Origin of the sequence: Streptomyces yatensis (genome assembly GCF_018069625.1) — a bacterium.
GTDB classification, from domain to species: domain Bacteria; phylum Actinomycetota; class Actinomycetes; order Streptomycetales; family Streptomycetaceae; genus Streptomyces; species Streptomyces yatensis.
The window spans coordinates 9,856,281-9,873,743 of record NZ_CP072941.1; the positions used below are offsets into that span (position 1 = coordinate 9,856,281).

Sequence of the window (17,463 nt, forward strand, 5' to 3'; positions counted from 1 at the left end):
CCCCCGAGTCGGGGCGGCCGTCGGCGTCAGGGCGCTACCGGCTCCTGCTCCGGCTCCGCGGCGGGCAGGCTGTCCATGAACGAGCTCACCGAGAACACCGCCCGCCCCGGCCCCGGCGGGCCGTATCCGGGCGGCGAGGCCAGCCCGAAGTCCTCGAGCGTCGCGCGGTAGGTCTCCAGCAGCCGGATGTGGTACTCCAGCGGGGCGCCCTGCGGATTGGCCTTGCCCAGCGGTGTCGTCGGCTCGGGACACCATGTGGTGAACCGGGGCACGACACCGTGCGACATGAAGAACCGCAGCCCCTCGGCGGTGGAGTCGATCGCCTCGCCCACGGAGGAGAAGCCGAACGGCTCGGCCATCTCCACACCCGCGACGAAGTTGGGAATCACATTCCGGGCGCCGAACACCTCGGTCGAGTCCAGGATCCGGCGGTGCCACTCGTCACGCCCGATGTAGCGCTCCTTGCCCGGGCAGTACAGCTCGAACAGCCGCCGGTCCCACACCTCGAAGTTGGGGTGGTAGATCCGCACCCCGTAGTCGTGGAACCGCCGGACGTCGTCCTTGGGCAGCGCCTGCGCCACCACCTTGCCGATCCACCGGCCCGGGAAGCGCTCCTCGATGGCCTTCGCGTACTGGCCGTAGAAGTCGGCCTCGTCCCGGCCGCCGATATGCGAGGTGATCGCGCCGCCGGTGAGCGTGTACGCCTGGGAGGTGCGGGCGGTGTCATGGCGGTCGATGATCTCCAGCGCCTCCAGCACCTCCTCGACCGGCTTCACCCCGGTGTACGGGCGGCCCGCCGCCTTGTGCTGACGCCAGTTGTGGTTGATGTCGCAGTACTGGCACTCCTCCTTGGCGCCGAAGTACTGGCACACCCGGAAGACCGTCAGATAGACCAGATAGCCCCACTGGATGGTGGGCGCGACCTCCATCACCGACTTGCCGTTCGACAGGGTGTGGCGGTAGTAGTCCGGCATCGGGGGCAGCCCCACATCGGCGATGCGCGCACCGTCCAGATACAGGCCCAGCGCACCGTCCTCCCCGGCCCGGACCACATACGGCGACGCGGGGTTGACGCGGACGGACACCACGGTGCGGCGCAGCTCGTACGGCCCGCCGGTGAGCACGACCTCCTCGGGCGGCCGGTTGAGGGCCGCGGCGCCCAGCTCGGGCAGGGTGCGGTGGTCGAACGAGAAGATGAAATACGACTTCGGCTTGACGTCGCCGTCCTCGTTGCCGCTGAGCGCGGACTCGTCGAAGGCCATGCCGCCGCGCAGCAGGTCCTCCTTGATCACGGCTTCCCGGGGCACCTGGGGGAAGCTCGCCATCAGGCCCTCGACCAGCTCGGTTCGTCTCTGGCTCGCCATCTGCCGCCCCATCCCTGGCTCCGTATGGACGCCGTGTGGTTCCCCCCGCAGGCCATCTGCGTTCAACACCATAGATCAGCGTGGACGTTCGGCTCCAGAGCGCCCGCCCTCGCCACACCCGGCCGGTCGCCATGACCGTGTGCCGGCCTGGCGGGCGCCTCGGGGCCGGCCGATCTACGGTGGAAGGGCCATGGCTGTCAACCGGCTCGGCATGGTCGTCCACCAGGCCCGCCCCACCGCCGTCGCGGCGGCGCACACCGCCCGCGCATGGGCCGCTGCCCATGACATCTCCTGCTACGAACTGGACGTCTGGCGCGGCGGCCGGCCCCGGCGCAGCGCCAAGGAGGAGGCCGCGGCCGCGGGCCACCCCGACCTGATCGTCACCTTCGGCGGCGACGGCACCTTTCTGCGCGGCGCCCGGCTCGCGGCCGTGAACGGGGCCGCCGCGCTGGGGGTGAACGTGGGGCGGGTCGGCTTCCTCACCGAGATCACGGTCGATCAGGTGGCGGACGCGCTGGACGCCGTCCACGACGGCCGTGCCACGATCGAGGAGCGGATGCTGCTCACCCTGCGGGCGTCCCGGCCGCTGGAGATGCCCGAGGGCATGGAGGCGCTGCTGCGGTACGGGCGGGGCCCCTTGCCGCCCCCGCCCAAGGTCCGCCCCGGCCAGGGACCCGAGGAGGTCGGCTGGGGCATTCCGCTGGATGTCATCGCCGTCAACGACGTGGTCTTCGAAAAACTCGCCCGCGACCGGCAGGCGGGGCTCGGCGTGTATGTGTCCGGGCAGTTGCTCGCCTCGTACTCGGCCGACGCGATCATCGTGGCCACCCCGACCGGCTCCACCGCGTACAGCTTCGCCGCCGGCGGGCCGGTGGTCTCCCCGCATATGGACGCGGTGGTCTTCACCCCGGTCGCCCCGCACATCGCCTTCGACCGCACCGTGGTGGCCGCGGTGGACGAGGCCGTCGCCGTGCGGGTCCTGCCGACCTCGGGGCGGGTGGCGGTCAGCCTCGACGGGCAGTTGCGCGGCGTGCTGGATCCGGGCGACTGGGTGGCCGCCTACCGGGCACCGAACCGGCTGCGGCTGGTGCGGCTCGCGCCGACGCGGTTCTACCACCGGCTGCGGGACCGCTTCCGGCTGGCCGACTCGCCCGCCACCGACGCGGCCCCGCCGTTCTACCACCCCCGCACCCCGGTCCCCCCGGACCTGGCGCATCTGCGGCTGGCCTTCGATCCCCTGCCCACGGAGCCCCTGCCCCCGGAGGCGGAACACGGGGAGTGACGCCGAAGATGCGGGGCGCCCACCCCGATGCCAGGCTGAGTGATGTGACAGCTCACGCTTTTCACAGCGATCTCACGCTGCGTGTCAACGGGGCTGACCGCCCCCTCACCCTCGACCACCGGGTGACCCTGCTGGACGCCCTGCGCGAACACCTGGCGCTGACCGGGGCCAAGAAGGGGTGCGACCACGGGCAGTGCGGGGCCTGCACCGTCCTGATCGACGGGGAGCGGGTCAACAGCTGCCTGGTGTTCGCCGTGGCCGCCCAGGGCCGCGACATCACCACCATCGAGGGGGTGGCCGGGCTCGCCGCCACGGAAGAACTCCATCCGCTGCAGCGGGCGTTCCTGGAACACGACGGCTTCCAGTGCGGCTATTGCACCCCGGGCCAGATCTGTTCCGCGATCGGCGCGCTCACCGAGGCCGGGCGCGGCTGGCCCAGCCATGTCACCGAGGACATGGCGGCCGGGGTCGGCGCGCCGGGCGACCTGGACGCCGACGAGATCCGGGAGCGGATGAGCGGCAACCTGTGCCGCTGCGGGGCCTACCCCGGCATCGTGGCCGCCATCCGCGAGGTCGCCGGGGCCGACGGCGGCGGGGCCCCGGCCCGCGCCGGTGCGGCGGGAGGGGCGCGATGAAGCCGTTCGCCTACGAGCGCGCCACCGACCCCCAGGCCGCCGCCACGCTCGTGGCCGACTCCACCGAGACGGTGTATCTGGCCGGTGGCACCAACCTGGTGGACCTGATGAAGCTCGGGGTGACCGAGCCCGCCATGCTCGTCGACATCACCCAGCTCCCGTACGACACCATCGAGCACCGCCCCGACGGCGGTGTGCTCATCGGGGCGCTGGTCGGGGGCAGCCGGCTCGCCGGAGACCCGGGCGTGCGCGAGCGCTTCCCCGCCCTGGCCGAAGCGCTGCTGTCCGGGGCCTCCGGGCAGCTGCGGACGGTGGCCACCACCGGCGGCAATCTGCTGCAGCGCACCCGCTGTGTGTACTTCCAGGACGTCACCAAACCCTGCAACAAGCGGCAGCCGGAAACCGGCTGTTCGGCCATCCAGGGCCTCCACCGCGACCTGGCCGTGCTCGGCACCTCCGACTTCTGCGTGGCGAGCCACCCCTCGGACATGGCGGTGGCGATGGCCGCGCTCGACGCGGTCGTCCATCTGCGGCGGGTGAACGGCAGCCCCCGCGCGGTGCCGCTGAACGAGTTCTATCTGCTGCCCGGTGACACACCGGACCGCGAGACGGTGCTGCAACCGGGTGATCTGATCACCGGTGTCGAGCTGCCACCGCCCCCCGAGGGCGCCGCCATGTCCTACCGCAAGGTCCGCGACCGCTGGTCCTACGCGTTCGCGGTGGTGTCGGTGGCCGCCGTGGCCGCCACGGACCCCGACGGCACACTGCGCGAGATCCGGCTGGGGCTCGGCGGCGTGGGCACCCGCCCCTGGCGGGCCCGCGAGGCCGAGCGGCTGCTCCTGGGCCGGCAGCCGACCGAGGAGACCCTGCGGGAGGCGGCACGGGCCGAGTTCGCCGCGGCGCGCCCGCTGCCGCAGAACGCATTCAAGATCGACCTCGCCGTGGATGTCATCACCTCGGCCGTGCGCGACCTCGTGGGAGGGCAGCGTCGATGACCACGCTCCAGCGGACCGTGGGCGCGGAGGTGACCCGTGTCGAAGGACGCGAGAAGGTCACCGGTACCGCGCTCTACGCCTATGAGTACCCGGTGCCGGACGCCCTGTACGCGTGGGCGGTGCAGTCCACCATCCCGCGCGGCAGGGTGCGCGCCGTCGACACCGGCGCGGCGCTGGCCCTGCCCGGCGTGGTCGCCGTGCTCGACAGCCACAATGTCTTCCGGCTGCGCCCTACCGACGCCCCCGAACTCGCCGTGCTGCAGTCCGCCGACGTCGCCTACCGGGGGCAGATCGTGGCGGCCGTGGTGGCGGACACCTTCGAGACGGCCCGTCAGGCCGCGGCGGCCCTGCGGATCGAGTACGACGTGGACGACCACGACGCCGAGCTGATGGACGGCGATCCACGCATCTTCGTCCCCGACACGGTCAACGGCGGCTACCCGGGCCAGACGGAGACCGGCGACGTGGCGGCCGCCCTCGCCGCGGCGCCGGTCGTCCTCGACGCCACGTACACCACGCCTGCGGAGCACACCAGCGCGATGGAACCGCACGCCACCATCGCGGTCTGGGACGGGGACTCGCTCACCCTCTACAACGGCGACCAGGGCCCCTGGATGACGGCCGGCAGGGTGGCCGAGCTGTTCGGCCTGCCCGAGGGCGCCGTCCGGATCGTCGCCGACCACACCGGCGGCGGCTTCGGCTCCAAGGCGATTCCCCGCCCGCCCACGGTGCTCGCCGCGCTGGCCGCCCGCGCGGTGGGCCGCCCGGTCAAGGTGGCGGCCACCCGGCAGCAGATGTTCACCATGGTCTCGTACCGGACGCCCACCCTGCAGCGCATCCGGCTCGGCGCCGAACGGGACGGCCGGCTCACCGCCATCTGGCACGACGCGCTGCAGCAGAGCTCCACACTCAGCCCGTACTGCGAGCAGACCGTCACCCCCACCCGCGTCATGTACGCCGCGCGCCACCGCCGGACCACCCATCGCCTGGCGCAGCTGGATGTGCCGACACCCTCGTGGATGCGGGCCCCCGGCGAGGCGCCCGGGATGTTCGCGCTGGAGAGCGCGATGGACGAACTGGCCGTGGAACTGGGCATGGACCCCATCGACCTGCGGGTGGCCAACGAGCCGTCCGTGGAGCCGGAGAGCGGTCGCCCCTTCAGCAGCCGCAATCTGGTGGCGTGTCTGCGGGAGGGCGCGGCGCGCTTCGGCTGGGCGGGTCGCGACCCCGCGCCGGGGCGCCGCCGGGAGGGGCGCTGGCTGGTCGGCACCGGAGTCGCGGCGGGCAACTACCCCGCCCTCACCTGGCCCTCCACCGCGACGGCCCGAGCCGAGCCCGGCGGAGGTTTCACCGTACGGATCGCCGCGGCCGACATCGGCACCGGGGCCCGCACCGCGCTGACCCAGGTGGCGGCGGACGAACTCGGTGTGGAGATCGACCGGGTCGCCCTCGACATCGGCCGCAGCGCCTACGGCCAGGCACCGTGGGCGGGCGGCTCGATGGGCCTGAGCTCCTGGGGATGGGCGGTGTCCAAGGCGTGCCGGGCGCTGGCCAAGCGGCTCGACGAGGTCTCCGGCGCGATCCCGCCCGGCGGGCTGGAGGAGCGGGTGGACACCGCCGAGGACGTCGAGGCGCGCCGGGAGTTCTCCCGCCACGCCTACGGCGCCCAGTTCGCTGAGGTGCGGGTGGACGCCGTCACCGGCCAGGTGCGGGTCGACCGGCTGCTGGGGATGTTCGCCGCCGGGCGCATCATCAACCCCCGGACGGCGGGCTCGCAGCTGCGCGGCGCCATGTGCATGGGACTGTCGATGGCGCTGTACGAAAACCTGGAGACGGACCCGCGGTTCGGTGACTTCGCCAACCACGACCTCGCCACCTACCACATCGCCGCCCACGCCGATGTGCGGGACATCCAGGCGCACTGGATCGATGAACACGATGACGAGCTCAACCCGATGGGCAGCAAGGGCGTCGGGGAGCTGGGCATCGTCGGCACGGCGGCGGCTGTCGCCAACGCGGTCTACCACGCCACGGGGGTGCGGGTCCGCGATCTGCCGATCACGCTGGAGCGGGTGCGCGCGGGGCTGTCCGCCCACTGAGCGGCCGCCCGGCCGTCGTGGCTCCCGGGGACGCCCGCCCGTCGCCGCTCCTGGGGCTGTCCGGGCGGTCGGGGCTCGCGGGGTCGCCCGGCCGTAGTGGCTCCGGGCTGCCCGGCCTGCCGCCGATCCCGGCGATGCCCGGTCCTGTCGTGGCTTCCCGGGGCCGACAGGCCCGCGGCCCCCGGGGTGTCCCGCGGTGACGGCGCGGGACACCCGGGTCGCGTGGGGTCAGCCGTTCTCGGCAGCCCCACCGGCGCCGTCCGCGCCCGCGCCGTCATCGGCCGCCCCGCCGTCATCGGCGCCGCCGTCCGCCGCGCCGCCGCCTCCGGCCGCGCCGCCGTCCCCGATCTGCGCACCGACCGCCTCCAGCGCGGTCGTCACCGGCTGGAAGAAGGTCTCACCGCCGGAGGTGCAGTCGCCGCTGCCGCCGGAGGTCAGACCGATGGCGTTGCCGTCCGCGCTGAACAGCGGGCCGCCGCTGTCGCCGGGCTCCGCGCAGACATCGGTCTGGATGAGCCCGCTGACCGTGCCCTCGGGGTAGTTGACCGTCGCGTCCAGACCGGTGACCGAGCCGTCGTTGAGCCCGGTGGTGCTGCCCATGCGCTGCACCTGCTGGCCCACCGTGGCCTCGGCGGCCCCGACGATGTCCACGTTCTGGCCGCCGGTGTTCACCGTGGACGGGGCCTCGGTGTTGGCGTCGTCGTAGGTGACCAGCGCGAAGTCGCCGTCACCGGGGAAGGTGGCGTCCTGCACGGTGCCGATCGGCGCGCCGTTCTGGGAGTCCGACCACTGCTCGGCGGCGACGCCGCAGTGGCCGGCGGTGAGGAACGCCGGGGCGCCGCTGTCCGTGGTGACGTTGAAGCCGAGCGAGCAGCGCGCGCCACCGCCGAAGATGGCGTCGCCGCCCGCGACGAAGGGCTTGAACTCGCCCGTGGACTTCTTGAGGGTGGCCATGCCGTCGCCCAGCGACTTCACGGTGGACTCGAGGGTGTCCCACTTCGCCCCGGTGACGGTGGAGTCGGCCGTGACCCGCAGCTCATTGGTCTTGGGGTCCACCGACCAGGCGGTGCCCGGGATGGTGGCCTTGGTCTTGAGCGTCTTCGCGGCGGTCCGCAGCGCCTTGGTGCTGTTGTCAACGCTTCTGGCCACCGCGCCGGCGCTCTTGACCTCGACGTTCACATTGTTGTTGTCGCCGACGACATTGACGATGACCTGCTGCTTGTCCTTGTCGTAATAGGCCCCGCCGAACGCCTCGCCCAGCTGTGACGCCAGCTGCGCCGCGATGTCCGCGGCCGAGGCGGCGTCCACCTTCTTCGGCTGGGCGGCCTCGGTCTTGTCGTCCTGTGAGGCGTTGGCGTTGGGCAGCAGTATCGCGGCAGCCGCGACGGCGGCGGCCCCGGCCCCCGCGAACACGATCTTTCGCTTGGGTACGCGTTTATGGCTCAACTCATGACCTCCTGTTGGGGGGTTACGGGATCCGCTCATCCGCGACGAGCACGACCCGGCAGTGGATACGGGCGGCGCACGAGTTGCGTTCAGAGAGATTGAGGAGATCTTTACGCGGCGCCCCCACCGGTCCGGTGGGCCAGCTCCTGGCGGACCAGCGGCAGCAGCTCGCGGCCGTAGCCGACGGCGTCGTCCAGCGGGTCGTAACCACGGATCAGCAGGGTCGTGACGCCGATGTCCACATAGTCCAGCAGCGCCTTCGCGACCGTCTCCGGGGTGCCGACCAGCGCCGTGGAGTTCCCCGCGGCCCCGGTGGCGGCCGCGGTCGCCGTCCACAGCGCCCGGTCGTGGAGTTCACCCCGGGCGGCGGCGGCCAGCAGCCGCTGGGAGCCGACGTTCTGCGGGTCCGTGCCCCCGGTCGTGGGTGAGCCGAGCGCCTCACGGCCCCACCGGGAGGAGGTGAAGGAGCCCGCCGGGCCATGGGCCCTGATGGTGTCGAGGATCCGGTGCGCCCGCTCCCACGCCTGCTCCTCGGTCGCGCCGAGGATGGGCCGGAAGGACACGCTGATACCGGGTGGCTCGGTCCGGCCCGCGGCCTTGGCGGCCCGGTGCACGGAGGCGATCTGCTCCGCCGTCTCGGCCAGCGGTTCGCCCCACAGCGCGAAGGTGTCCGCGTGCCGGCCGCCCACGGCGTACGCCGCCTCGGAGGAACCACCGAAGTACAGCGGGATGCGTGGCCGCTGATGGGGGCGGACCTCGGCGTGGAAGTCCTCGAAGCGGTAGAAGCGGCCGTCGTGTCCGAACGGCTCCTCATCCGTCCACGCCCGCTTCAGGATCTCCAGATACTCATCCGTGCGGGCGTAACGGTCGTCCTTGCCCAGAAAGTCGCCGTCCCGCCGCTGCTCGGCGTCCCGCCCGCCGCTGATGATGTGCACGGCGACCCGCCCGCCGGAGAACTGGTCGAGGGTGGCGAACGTACGGGCGGCCAGGGTGGGGGCCACGAAGCCGGGCCGATGGGCCACCAGCAGCCCGAGCCGTTCGGTGCGCGCGGCGACATACGCGGCCACCTGGGCGCCGTCGGGGGTGGCGGAGCCGTAGCCGATCAGCACCCGGTCGAAGCCCGCGTCCTCATGGGCGCGGGCGAACCGCAGGGTGTACTCGGCGTCCACGACGGGGCCGCGGGCCGGGTGGATCTCGGACACCTCATGGGTGCCGATCATTCCGATGAACTCGACGGACATCGTCAGCCTTTCTCCGAGGGGCGGGAAGTGGCCGGGGGAATGGTCACCGCCCGGCTTCCTTGTCTGTTTCTCCGGCGGCCGCCACCAGCTCCGGCGGCCCTGGCGCGGTGGCCGGGGGAGTCGCCCCGGCCACCAGCTCACGCCACTGGGGCACCCGGTGGCAGGCGGCGGTGCGCCCCGGGCCCACCGGGGCCGGCGCGGGCGCGGTGCGGCAGGAGCCGGTGACGAACGGGCAGCGGTGGCCGAAGACACAGCCCTCCCGCGCCGTCCAGGAGGGCGGTTCGGCCGACGGGCGCAGCGCCGTCGCGCCCGGCCCGCCCCCGCCCCGTACGCTCGGCGCGGAGGCGATGAGCAGCGCGGTGTACGGATGCAGCGGCCGGCCGAACACCTCCCGTACGGGCCCCTGCTCCACCACCCGGCCGCGGTAGAGCACCGCCACCCGGTCGGCGATGCCCGCCAGCGAGCTGAGGTCGTGCGAGATGACGACGACGGCCATCCCGCGCTCGGTGCGCAGCCGGTCCAGCAGCCGCAGCACCCGGTTGCGGTTGGAGGCGTCCAGGGCGCTCACCGGCTCATCGGCGATCAGCAGCCGGGGCCGGATGACGATCGCCCGCGCGAGCAGCACCCGCTGGCGCTGACCGCCGGAGATCGCGCCGGGCAGCCGATCGCCGAGGCGTGCCGCGTCCAGGCCCACCGTCTCCAGCGCCCCGTCCACCTGTGCGGCGATCTCCGTGTCGCCGAGATCCCCCGCGACGGCGAGCGGTTCGGCCACCGCCCGGCGGACCGTCAGCTCCGGGTCCAGGGCCCGCAGCGGATCCTGGAACGCGTAACTCAGCCGCCCCGAACGGCGGAACGCCCGCAGCGCGCGCCCCCGCAGCCCGGAGATCTCGCGCCCGTCGAAGACCACCCGGCCCGAGCGCGGCGGGACCAGGCCCACGGCCGTACGGGCCAGCGTGGTCTTGCCGGAGCCGGTCTCCCCGATGACCCCGACGATCTCGCCCTCGGCCACGGACAGCTCCACACCGTCCAGCACCGGCCGCGCGTCCCGCCGGCCGAAGGCCACGGTCAGTCCGGAGATCTCCAGCAGCCCGCTCATACCGCCACCTCCCGGGTGCCGTGCGCACCGGCCCGCGACCGCTCGATCTCCTCGCCGCGCACACACCGCACCCGCCGCCCGTCGGTGGTCTCGCGCAGCGGCACCGGACCGCGGCGGCATTCGGGCGCGGCGAACGCGCAGCGGTCGGCGAACCGGCAGCCCGGCAGCCGCGCACCCACCTCGGGCGGTGCGCCGGGGATCACCTCAAGCTCGCGCCGCTCAAAGTCGCCGACCGTGGCCACGCGCAACAGCGCCTCGGTGTACGGATGCAGGGGGTCGTTCAGCACCCGCTCGGCCGGGCCGTCCTCGACCAGCTCCCCGGCATACGCCACCAGGATCCGGTCGCACACCTCGGCGATCACCGACAGATCGTGGCTGACCAGCAGCAGCGCCAGATCCCGCTCGGCGCGCATCCGGGCCAGCAACTCCAGGACCTCGGCCTGGACCACCACATCCAGCGCGGTGGTCGCCTCGTCGGCCACCAGCAGATCCGGGGCGCAGGCCACCGCGACGGCGATCAGCACACGCTGCAGCATCCCGCCGGACAGCTCGTGCGGATGGCGCCGGGCGACCTCGGCGGGGTCGTGCAACCCGACGGCGGCGAACAGCTCGACGGCCCGCTCAGCGGCCCGCGCGCGGTCCAGCCCCAGCTTCACCCGCAGCACCTCGGTCAGCTGACGCCCCACGGTCAGCGCGGGGTTGAGATACGAGGCGGGGTCCTGGAAGACGGCGCCCACCCGGGTGCCCCGTACGCGGTCCCACTCCCGGCGCGACAGCCCGGTCAGCGCCTCACCGGACAGGGCGATCTCGCCCTCGGACACCGCGCAGCCGGGCGGCAGCAGTCCGAGCACCGACCGGCAGATGAGGGTCTTGCCGCTGCCGGACTCGCCGACCAGGCCGACGGCCTCACCGCGGCCCACGGTGAACGACACATCGCGTACGGCCGTCAGCCGTCCGGACGCGACGGTGACGCCGAGTCCCTCGACCGCCAGCGCGGCGGGCCGTCGGCCCAGGGCGCCGGAGCCGTCGGGGCCGCCGGGCGTGGCGGGGTCAGGCGACGGGGAGTGCGGCATCGGCCTGCTCCTTGGTGGTGTCGGGGGTGTCGGGAGTGGCGCCCGGGGAGCCGGTGGCCGGATCCGGTGCGCCGCCGGGCAGCAACTCGTCCGCCCCGGCGTCCCGTACGGCATCGGCCAGCAGGTTGAGCGCACCGGCGGTGATGACGATCAGCGCGGCCGGGAACACCGGTGCCCAGATCTGCTGGGTGAGGAAGCCCAGATCGGTGGCGAGCATGCCGCCCCAGGTGGCGGCGGGAGGCTGCACACCGACCCCGAGGAAGGTCAGCGAGGAGACCACCAGCAGACAGGTGGCCAGCGCGTGGGCGGCGGTGACGATGACCGTCGGCAGGACCTTGCTCCAGATGTGGGTGCGCAGCACCCGCCCGACCGAGGCGCCGAACAGCTCGGCCGACTCCACGTACTGGGCGTGCCGCAGGCTCAGCGCGGCGGCGCGGGTCATCCGGAAGAACAGCGGGGCGTAGAGCACCCCGAGCGCCAGCATGGCCTGGTGCATCCCGTTGCCCAGCGCGCCCACCACCGCGATGGCGAACACGGTGAACGGCAGTGTCATCAGCGCGTCGACCGCACGCTGGGCGATCCACTCGCCCACCCGCCCCATCCACAGCGAGGCCAGTCCGGTCGGCACCCCCACCGCCATCGCGGCGGCCACCGCCTCCACGGCGCCCGCCACCGAGCGGCCACTGCCCTCCAGCAGCCGGCTGAGCACATCGCGGCCCAGATAGTCGGTGCCCAGAAGATGGCCGGGGCCGGGGCCGCGCAGCATGTTCCGGGGGTGCTGGGCCAGCGGGTCGTGCGGGGCGAGCCGGCCGCCGAACGCCGCCAGCAGCGCGATGGCCAGCAGCACCAGCAGCGCCACCTTGGCGGACGGATGTCCCCAGGCGCGTCGCAACGTCCTCATCGGCGCGTCACCTCCCGGCGCCGGGCGGCCGGATTCAGCGCGAGCAGCGCCGCGTTGACGGCCACGTTGACGACCAGGACCACCGCGATGGTCACCAGCAGCGTCCCCTGGATCACCGGGATGTCGTGCTGCTCCGCCGACTGCAGGGTGAGCTGGGCGAGACCGGGCAGCGCGAAGATCTGCTGGGTGACCACCGCACCGCCGAGCAGCATCGGCACGCTCATCCCGAGCGCGGTGAGCGCCGGTCCGGCGGCGTTGCGCAGGGCATGGCCGAACACCACCCGCCGGGCGGGCAGCCCGCGCATCACCGCGCCCGTCACGTAGTTCTCCCGCAACGTCCCCACCAGCGAGGTGCGCAGCTGACGGGCGATGGCGGCAGCGGCCTCCAGGCTCAGCGCCAGCGCGGGCATCACGGTGTACCGCAGCCACTGCGCGGGGTCCATGTCCAGCGGCACATAGCCACCGGACGGCAGCCACCCCAGCTTCAGCGAGAACACCGTGACCAGCGCGATGGCCACGACGAAACCGGGCAGGGTGCCGAGCAGCGCGCACAGCGCGGTGACGGTGCGGTCCAGCCGTCCGCCGGCCCGGAGCGCGGCGGCGACACCGGCGGCCCCGCCCAGCACCACGGCCATCAGCAGCGCGAGCCCGGCGATGGACAGATCCACCGGCATCGCCTGCCGGATGCTGTCGGCCACCGGGACCGTGGTGAACCACGAGCGCCCCAGGTCCCCGGTGAAGGCGTGCCCCAGCCACGACACGTACTGCTCCCACAGCGGCCGGTCGAGGCCGAACCGCTGGTTCATCCGGGCGATGTCGGCGGGCGTCGCCGTCTCGCCGAGCACCGCCGCCGCCGGATTGGCCCCGGAGAGCGCGCCGAGACCGAAGGTGAGCACGGAGGACAGCAGGAACACCGTGCCCGCCGTGGCGAGGAGGCGGCCGAGCGAGCGCGGGAGACGGGCGGCCCGTACGGGCTTGCGCCGTGTGCGCGCGAGGTGCGGAGCGAGCGCGGTCATCCGGCCGCCACCCCCTCGAACCGCTGCACCACCGGGAGCGAGGGGATGGCGGAGACGGAGGACGTACGGGCCAGCGCGCGCGGCACCGTGTAGAGGAACACATTCGGCATCGTGCGCACCGCCACCGCGGTGGCCGCCCGCAGCACCTGCGGATAGCGCGGCGACTCCAGCGGGGTGCGGCGCACCGCGGCCACGGCCGCGTCCAGTTCGGGCGTCGTACGGCGGGAGGGGTTCATCAGCCCCTCCGCGCCGAAGAGCACCTGCATCGCCTGCACCGGCGACTCCCGCCCGGCGAACTGGTCGAGGTACAGCGCACGGGAGTGCTGGACGTACACCACCTGGGACGCCCGCGCCTCCGGGATGACCTCGATCCGGGCCCGGAACCCGGCCCGGTTCAGCTGCGCCTGCAACTGCTCGGGCGCGCCCTGCGGCTGGGCGGTGGTGATGGTCACCTCGACGCCGTCGTGGTATCCGGCCTCCCGCAGCAGTGCGCGCGCCCGCTCCGGGTCATGCCGGTACACCGCGCCGAGCGCCGGGTCGAAGCCCGTATAGCCGGGCGGGAAGGGCTGGTGGTCCACCTCGCCATGGCCGAACTGTTCGCTGTCCAGCAGGGCCTGGCGGTCCACGGCGTACTTCAGGGCCTCGAGGACGGCGGGGTCGTCGAAGGGCTTCATGGCGGTGTTCACATCCAGGACGCGCACCACCATCGAGGGGATGAGCTGCACCGTGAAACCGGCCTCGCGTGCCGCCTCGACCTGGCTGAACGGGATCTGGGCCACATTGAGCCGCCCCGACTGGAGCGCGGCGAGCGCCGTGGTCTCATCGGGCTTCGGATACGCCTCGAAGCGCTCGACCGCGATGTGTTCGGCGTTCCAGTAGCCGGGGTCGCGGCGCAGGCTCGCCATCGAGTTCTGGGTGTAGGACACCAGCCGGAACGGGCCGTGGCCGACCGGCCTGGTGGCCAGCCGCGCCTCGTCCTTCCCGAACGCGGTGGGGCTGACCACCATGCCGGTCTTCCCGGCCAGCAGTGCGGGCAACTGGTAGTCGGCCTCGGTGAGTTCGAGGACCACGGTGTGCGGGTCGGGGGCCCGTACCGTGTCGATGCTGGTCAGCTGGGAGGCGATCAGGGACTTGGGGTGGTTCTTGCCGCGCTCGAGACTCTTCTTGACGGCCTCGGCGTTCACCGGGGTGCCGTCGGCGAACCCCAGGCCACGGCGGAGGGCGAAGGTGAGGCGGCGCCCGTCGTGGGAGTAGCGCCAGGAGGAGGCGAGCGCGGGCCGGGCGCCGCCCTTGGCGTCGAGTTGGGTCAGCCCGGAGTAGACGAGCGACAGCAGATGGACATCCCAGCCCTTGGAGGAGAACACCGGGTCCCAGGTGGAGGGCAGGTCCCAGCCCCAGCGCAGGGTCTCGCCCCCGCCACCCGCCCCGGTCGTCGCCACCCCGCCACAGGCGGACAGCAGCAGGGAGCCGCCCGCCCCCAGCGCGAGCCCGAGCACGGAGCGCCGGTCAGGGGCGGGGCGCGGTGGCGGATCGGGCGAACGGCGGACGGGACGCGGCGGGGCGGCGGAGGTCATGACGGGACGTCGCCTTTCGTGGTGTCAACTGCCCCCGGACGGCCATGAGCACACGGCCGCACACGTCCGCGCACGACAGCGAGGACACGCGGACGGGCAGCGGTCATGAAGGCCGGAGGCGGTGGGGCCCGGGGAGGAAAGCGAGGGGAACGAGCGGCACGAGGCGCTCGGGACGTGGCAGATCGCGGCGGCGGACCGCGTCGGCGGATTCCGTCAGCGAAGGAGGGCGATCAGCGACAGATGGCGCTGGCGGTGCGCCGGAAGTCCACGTATCGGCACACCACACCGGGGTGCGTCGTCAGCATGTGCCCATGGTGCGGGGCGAGGACCGGCGAAGTCAATGGACACCTTTAGGTGTCTCATCGGGTAAGACGGCTACCACCTGGGACTTTTCAGCCCTGACGGGCGGTGAGCACCGGATGGGCGGCGGCCTCGTCCGGATGCAGCCACAGCGGCCCGCCCGCCGTCTCCACCCGTACGGCCGCGGGTGGCGGAGTGGTCCGGCCCGTCAGCAGCGACAGGTCGGGCCCGGTCAGGCTGCGGTGCTCCGCCAGGGCCTCCTCGGGACCGATGAGGGCCGCCTGCCAGAGATGACCGGGGGCCACCGTGCGCAGCGCCGCCGTGTACTCGGCCACGCTCCGCCACCCCGGGGCGGCCACGCGCCCGCCGGGGCCGGAGAACACCAGTGTGGGCAGCGCGTAGCGCACCCCGTCGTCGGTTTCCTTGACGCCCGTGCCATGCGGCCCCGGGGCGCGGAAGGCATACGCCTCCGGGATCGGGTCGCGGGCCTCGGCGTGGTCCTGCCGGACGGCCGCCACCACCGACGGCTCGCCCATCTGCGCGCCCAGCCGCCCCACATCGACACCGTCGAGCCCCGCCAGGGCGTCGAGCACCCGCTCCGCCGTATCGGCCGGAGTACCCAGTACGAACGTGGTCTCGCGCAGCCGCCGCAGCACCCGCTCCGCGGCGATCGCGCCCTGCCGCTCGGCCGCCTTCGCGGCGAGCGAGGCCGGCCGGCTGGTGGCCGCCACCCAGCGCAGCCGATGAGCGTAGGGCGCCCGCGTATGGCGGGCGATATCGGCGATATAGCGGCTGTACCAGGCGGTCTCGGCCGCGGGATCCGGTGCCGGATCGTCGCCGTCGTCGAAGAGGATGCCGAACACCCGGCGCCAGCGGGCCCGCCCCGCGGTCAGCGCCCGCAGGTGGCGGAACGCGGGCTCGGAGCCCCACGCCCACGGGCAGGCCGGATCGGTGTACTCCACGATCTCGACGTCCCCGCCGCCGTCCGCCCCGGTGCTCCCGGGCCGGTCCGGGCTCGCGGGCGTCATGCCGCCAGCCGCTCGCGGACCAGATCGCTCAGGGCGGTGGAGGTCAGCACCTGGCGCACATGGTCCTCCAGCCCACGCCACACCCCGGGCAGTCCGGCCGCCGGGCCGGGGTAGCCGAGGTCGTCCAGCCGCTCGCCGCGCAGCGTCAGAAACGCCCCGTCCACGGCGAGCACGATGTCCGCGAGGGTCATCTCGGCGGGGTCGCGGGCCAGCCAGTAGCCACCCTCGCAGCCACGCTGACTGCGCACCAGGCCGGCCTGGCGCAGATCCCGGAAGACCCCCTTGAGGAACCGGAAGGGGATGTCCTGGGAGGTGGCTATCGCCTCACAGGTGAGTGGCCTGCCCGCGTCCGCGGCCAGCTCCGCCAGCGCCCGGACCGCGTAGTCCGCCTTCGCCGAGATCTGCATACGGCCATTATGCAGCGTGGATTCCATGGTGTTGTGCCTGGTGGGAGAAAGGACACCTGTTGACATCCATTGCCGGGGCTTTCTACGGTCGGTGTCATGACGACGCCCGGCGGCGACCCCGCGCAGCAGCACGACGCGTTCCATCCGCATCTGAGGGATCTGAAGGCCACCGCCCCCGACAGTCCGCTGCGGATGCGGCTGCACCACATCCGCACCGAGGACGTCGACCCCGGCACCGCCCAGACCGAGGGCATGCGGCGGTTCGCCGCGATCAGCGGTCAGTCGGTGGGGTCCGAGCGGCTCTGGATGGGCCAGACGCATGTGGCGCCGGACACCGCCTCCGCCAATCACCACCACGGCGAGTCCGAGACGGCCATCTTCGTGGTGCGGGGCCACCCCGAGTTCGTCTTCGCGGAGGAGCGGGACGGACGTGTCGAGGAGGTCCGGCTGCGCACCCGCCCGGGTGACTACATCTTCGTCCCGCCGTTTGTGCCGCACCGGGAGGAGAACCCGGACCCCGACGACGAGGCGGTGGTGGTCATCGCCCGCAGCACTCAGGAGGCCATCGTGGTCAACCTGCCGGAGCTGTATGTGCTGGAGCCGGGGGAGTAGCCGTCCGCGTGGACACGTGGCGTGCGGGTGGCCGCGTCCAATCGGCGATGGCCGTGCATTTCGCCGACGCTCGTGGGTAATCGCCCCTGCTGTGCCCCCTCCATCGACGAATCGACGAAAGGAGCGGCATCGTGAGCGACGACCGGCGACCGGAGGACCGCGAAGAGCGCGAGGAGCGCGAGGACCGGGGCGCGATCCCCAGGGACCTCCCCGACCAGCAGGCGCAGGACGGCCCCGACCACCTGGACGTGGCGGGCGCCGGCCAGGAGCCGGATCTGGGGGACGACGTCCCCGAGACGGATGAGTCCGGCACGGGACGGCAGGGGAAGCCGCAGACCGGAAGCGTGCACCCCGAGCGGCCCGTCCCGGACGAGCCCTCGGGGTGAGCGCCCCC

At 73.3% G+C, this 17,463-nt stretch carries 16 protein-coding genes; 6 read left to right on the plus strand and 10 right to left on the minus strand.

What is annotated here, in order from left to right:
• Positions 1-26 precede the first annotated feature (26 nt).
• Complete coding sequence (locus tag J8403_RS41020) at positions 27-1,364, minus strand: radical SAM protein (protein WP_211127625.1); 1,338 nt, start codon at positions 1,362-1,364, stop codon at positions 27-29.
• 190 nt (positions 1,365-1,554) lie between these two features.
• On the opposite strand from J8403_RS41020, the gene J8403_RS41025 reads away from it, so the two are divergent.
• The 4 genes from J8403_RS41025 to J8403_RS41040 are packed head-to-tail and all read left to right on the plus strand — an operon-like array spanning position 1,555 to position 6,375.
• On the plus strand, positions 1,555-2,646 hold the full coding sequence (locus tag J8403_RS41025; RefSeq protein WP_211127626.1) for an NAD(+)/NADH kinase: 1,092 nt from the start codon (positions 1,555-1,557) through the stop codon (positions 2,644-2,646).
• Between the two features lie 8 nt (positions 2,647-2,654).
• Complete coding sequence (locus J8403_RS41030) at positions 2,655-3,281, plus strand: 2Fe-2S iron-sulfur cluster-binding protein (RefSeq protein WP_246586445.1); 627 nt, start codon at positions 2,655-2,657, stop codon at positions 3,279-3,281.
• Positions 3,278-4,276, plus strand: coding sequence for an FAD binding domain-containing protein (locus J8403_RS41035; protein WP_211127627.1), 999 nt, complete (start codon positions 3,278-3,280; stop codon positions 4,274-4,276). The genes J8403_RS41030 and J8403_RS41035 overlap by 4 nt, the downstream gene beginning before the upstream one ends.
• On the plus strand, positions 4,273-6,375 hold the full coding sequence (locus J8403_RS41040) for a xanthine dehydrogenase family protein molybdopterin-binding subunit (protein ID WP_211127628.1): 2,103 nt from the start codon (positions 4,273-4,275) through the stop codon (positions 6,373-6,375). Before J8403_RS41035 ends, J8403_RS41040 begins: the two co-directional genes overlap by 4 nt.
• A 228-nt stretch (positions 6,376-6,603) precedes the next feature.
• Here the strand turns inward: J8403_RS41040 and J8403_RS41045 are convergent, their stop codons facing one another.
• The 9 genes from J8403_RS41045 to J8403_RS41085 all read right to left on the minus strand — a co-directional run bounded on the left by J8403_RS41045 (position 6,604) and on the right by J8403_RS41085 (position 16,457).
• Entirely contained in the window at positions 6,604-7,821 is a 1,218-nt protein-coding gene (locus J8403_RS41045) for a S1 family peptidase (RefSeq protein WP_211127629.1), read from the minus strand.
• A 110-nt stretch (positions 7,822-7,931) separates the two neighbouring features.
• Positions 7,932-9,062: an LLM class flavin-dependent oxidoreductase gene (locus tag J8403_RS41050; protein WP_211127630.1), complete on the minus strand. Its 1,131-nt coding sequence runs from the start codon at positions 9,060-9,062 to the stop codon at positions 7,932-7,934.
• A 43-nt stretch (positions 9,063-9,105) separates the two neighbouring features.
• Complete coding sequence (locus J8403_RS41055) at positions 9,106-10,158, minus strand: ABC transporter ATP-binding protein (RefSeq protein WP_211127631.1); 1,053 nt, start codon at positions 10,156-10,158, stop codon at positions 9,106-9,108.
• Entirely contained in the window at positions 10,155-11,231 is a 1,077-nt protein-coding gene (locus J8403_RS41060) for an ABC transporter ATP-binding protein (RefSeq protein WP_211127632.1), read from the minus strand. Before J8403_RS41060 ends, J8403_RS41055 begins: the two co-directional genes overlap by 4 nt.
• Positions 11,209-12,132, minus strand: a complete 924-nt coding sequence (locus J8403_RS41065; RefSeq protein ID WP_211127633.1) for an ABC transporter permease — start codon at positions 12,130-12,132, stop codon at positions 11,209-11,211. Before J8403_RS41065 ends, J8403_RS41060 begins: the two co-directional genes overlap by 23 nt.
• The gene (locus J8403_RS41070) at positions 12,129-13,148 is read right to left on the minus strand and encodes an ABC transporter permease (RefSeq protein WP_211127634.1); all 1,020 of its coding nucleotides are present in this window, start codon (positions 13,146-13,148) and stop codon (positions 12,129-12,131) included. The genes J8403_RS41065 and J8403_RS41070 overlap by 4 nt, the downstream gene beginning before the upstream one ends.
• Positions 13,145-14,722 carry an ABC transporter substrate-binding protein gene (locus J8403_RS41075; RefSeq protein WP_211127635.1) on the minus strand — a complete coding sequence of 526 codons (1,578 nt, stop codon included), beginning with the start codon at positions 14,720-14,722 and terminating at the stop codon, positions 13,145-13,147. Before J8403_RS41075 ends, J8403_RS41070 begins: the two co-directional genes overlap by 4 nt.
• A gap of 392 nt (positions 14,723-15,114) precedes the next feature.
• Positions 15,115-16,050, minus strand: a complete 936-nt coding sequence (locus J8403_RS41080) for a DsbA family oxidoreductase (RefSeq protein ID WP_211127636.1) — start codon at positions 16,048-16,050, stop codon at positions 15,115-15,117.
• Positions 16,047-16,457: an RrF2 family transcriptional regulator gene (locus J8403_RS41085; RefSeq protein ID WP_211127637.1), complete on the minus strand. Its 411-nt coding sequence runs from the start codon at positions 16,455-16,457 to the stop codon at positions 16,047-16,049. The genes J8403_RS41080 and J8403_RS41085 overlap by 4 nt, the downstream gene beginning before the upstream one ends.
• Before the next feature lie 96 nt (positions 16,458-16,553).
• Between J8403_RS41085 and J8403_RS41090 the strand changes: the two genes are divergently transcribed.
• Both J8403_RS41090 and J8403_RS41095 read left to right on the plus strand, forming a co-directional pair.
• Positions 16,554-17,069: a cupin domain-containing protein gene (locus J8403_RS41090; protein WP_211127638.1), complete on the plus strand. Its 516-nt coding sequence runs from the start codon at positions 16,554-16,556 to the stop codon at positions 17,067-17,069.
• 131 nt (positions 17,070-17,200) lie between these two features.
• On the plus strand, positions 17,201-17,455 hold the full coding sequence (locus J8403_RS41095; RefSeq protein WP_246586236.1) for a hypothetical protein: 255 nt from the start codon (positions 17,201-17,203) through the stop codon (positions 17,453-17,455).
• Positions 17,456-17,463: the final 8 nt, after the last annotated feature.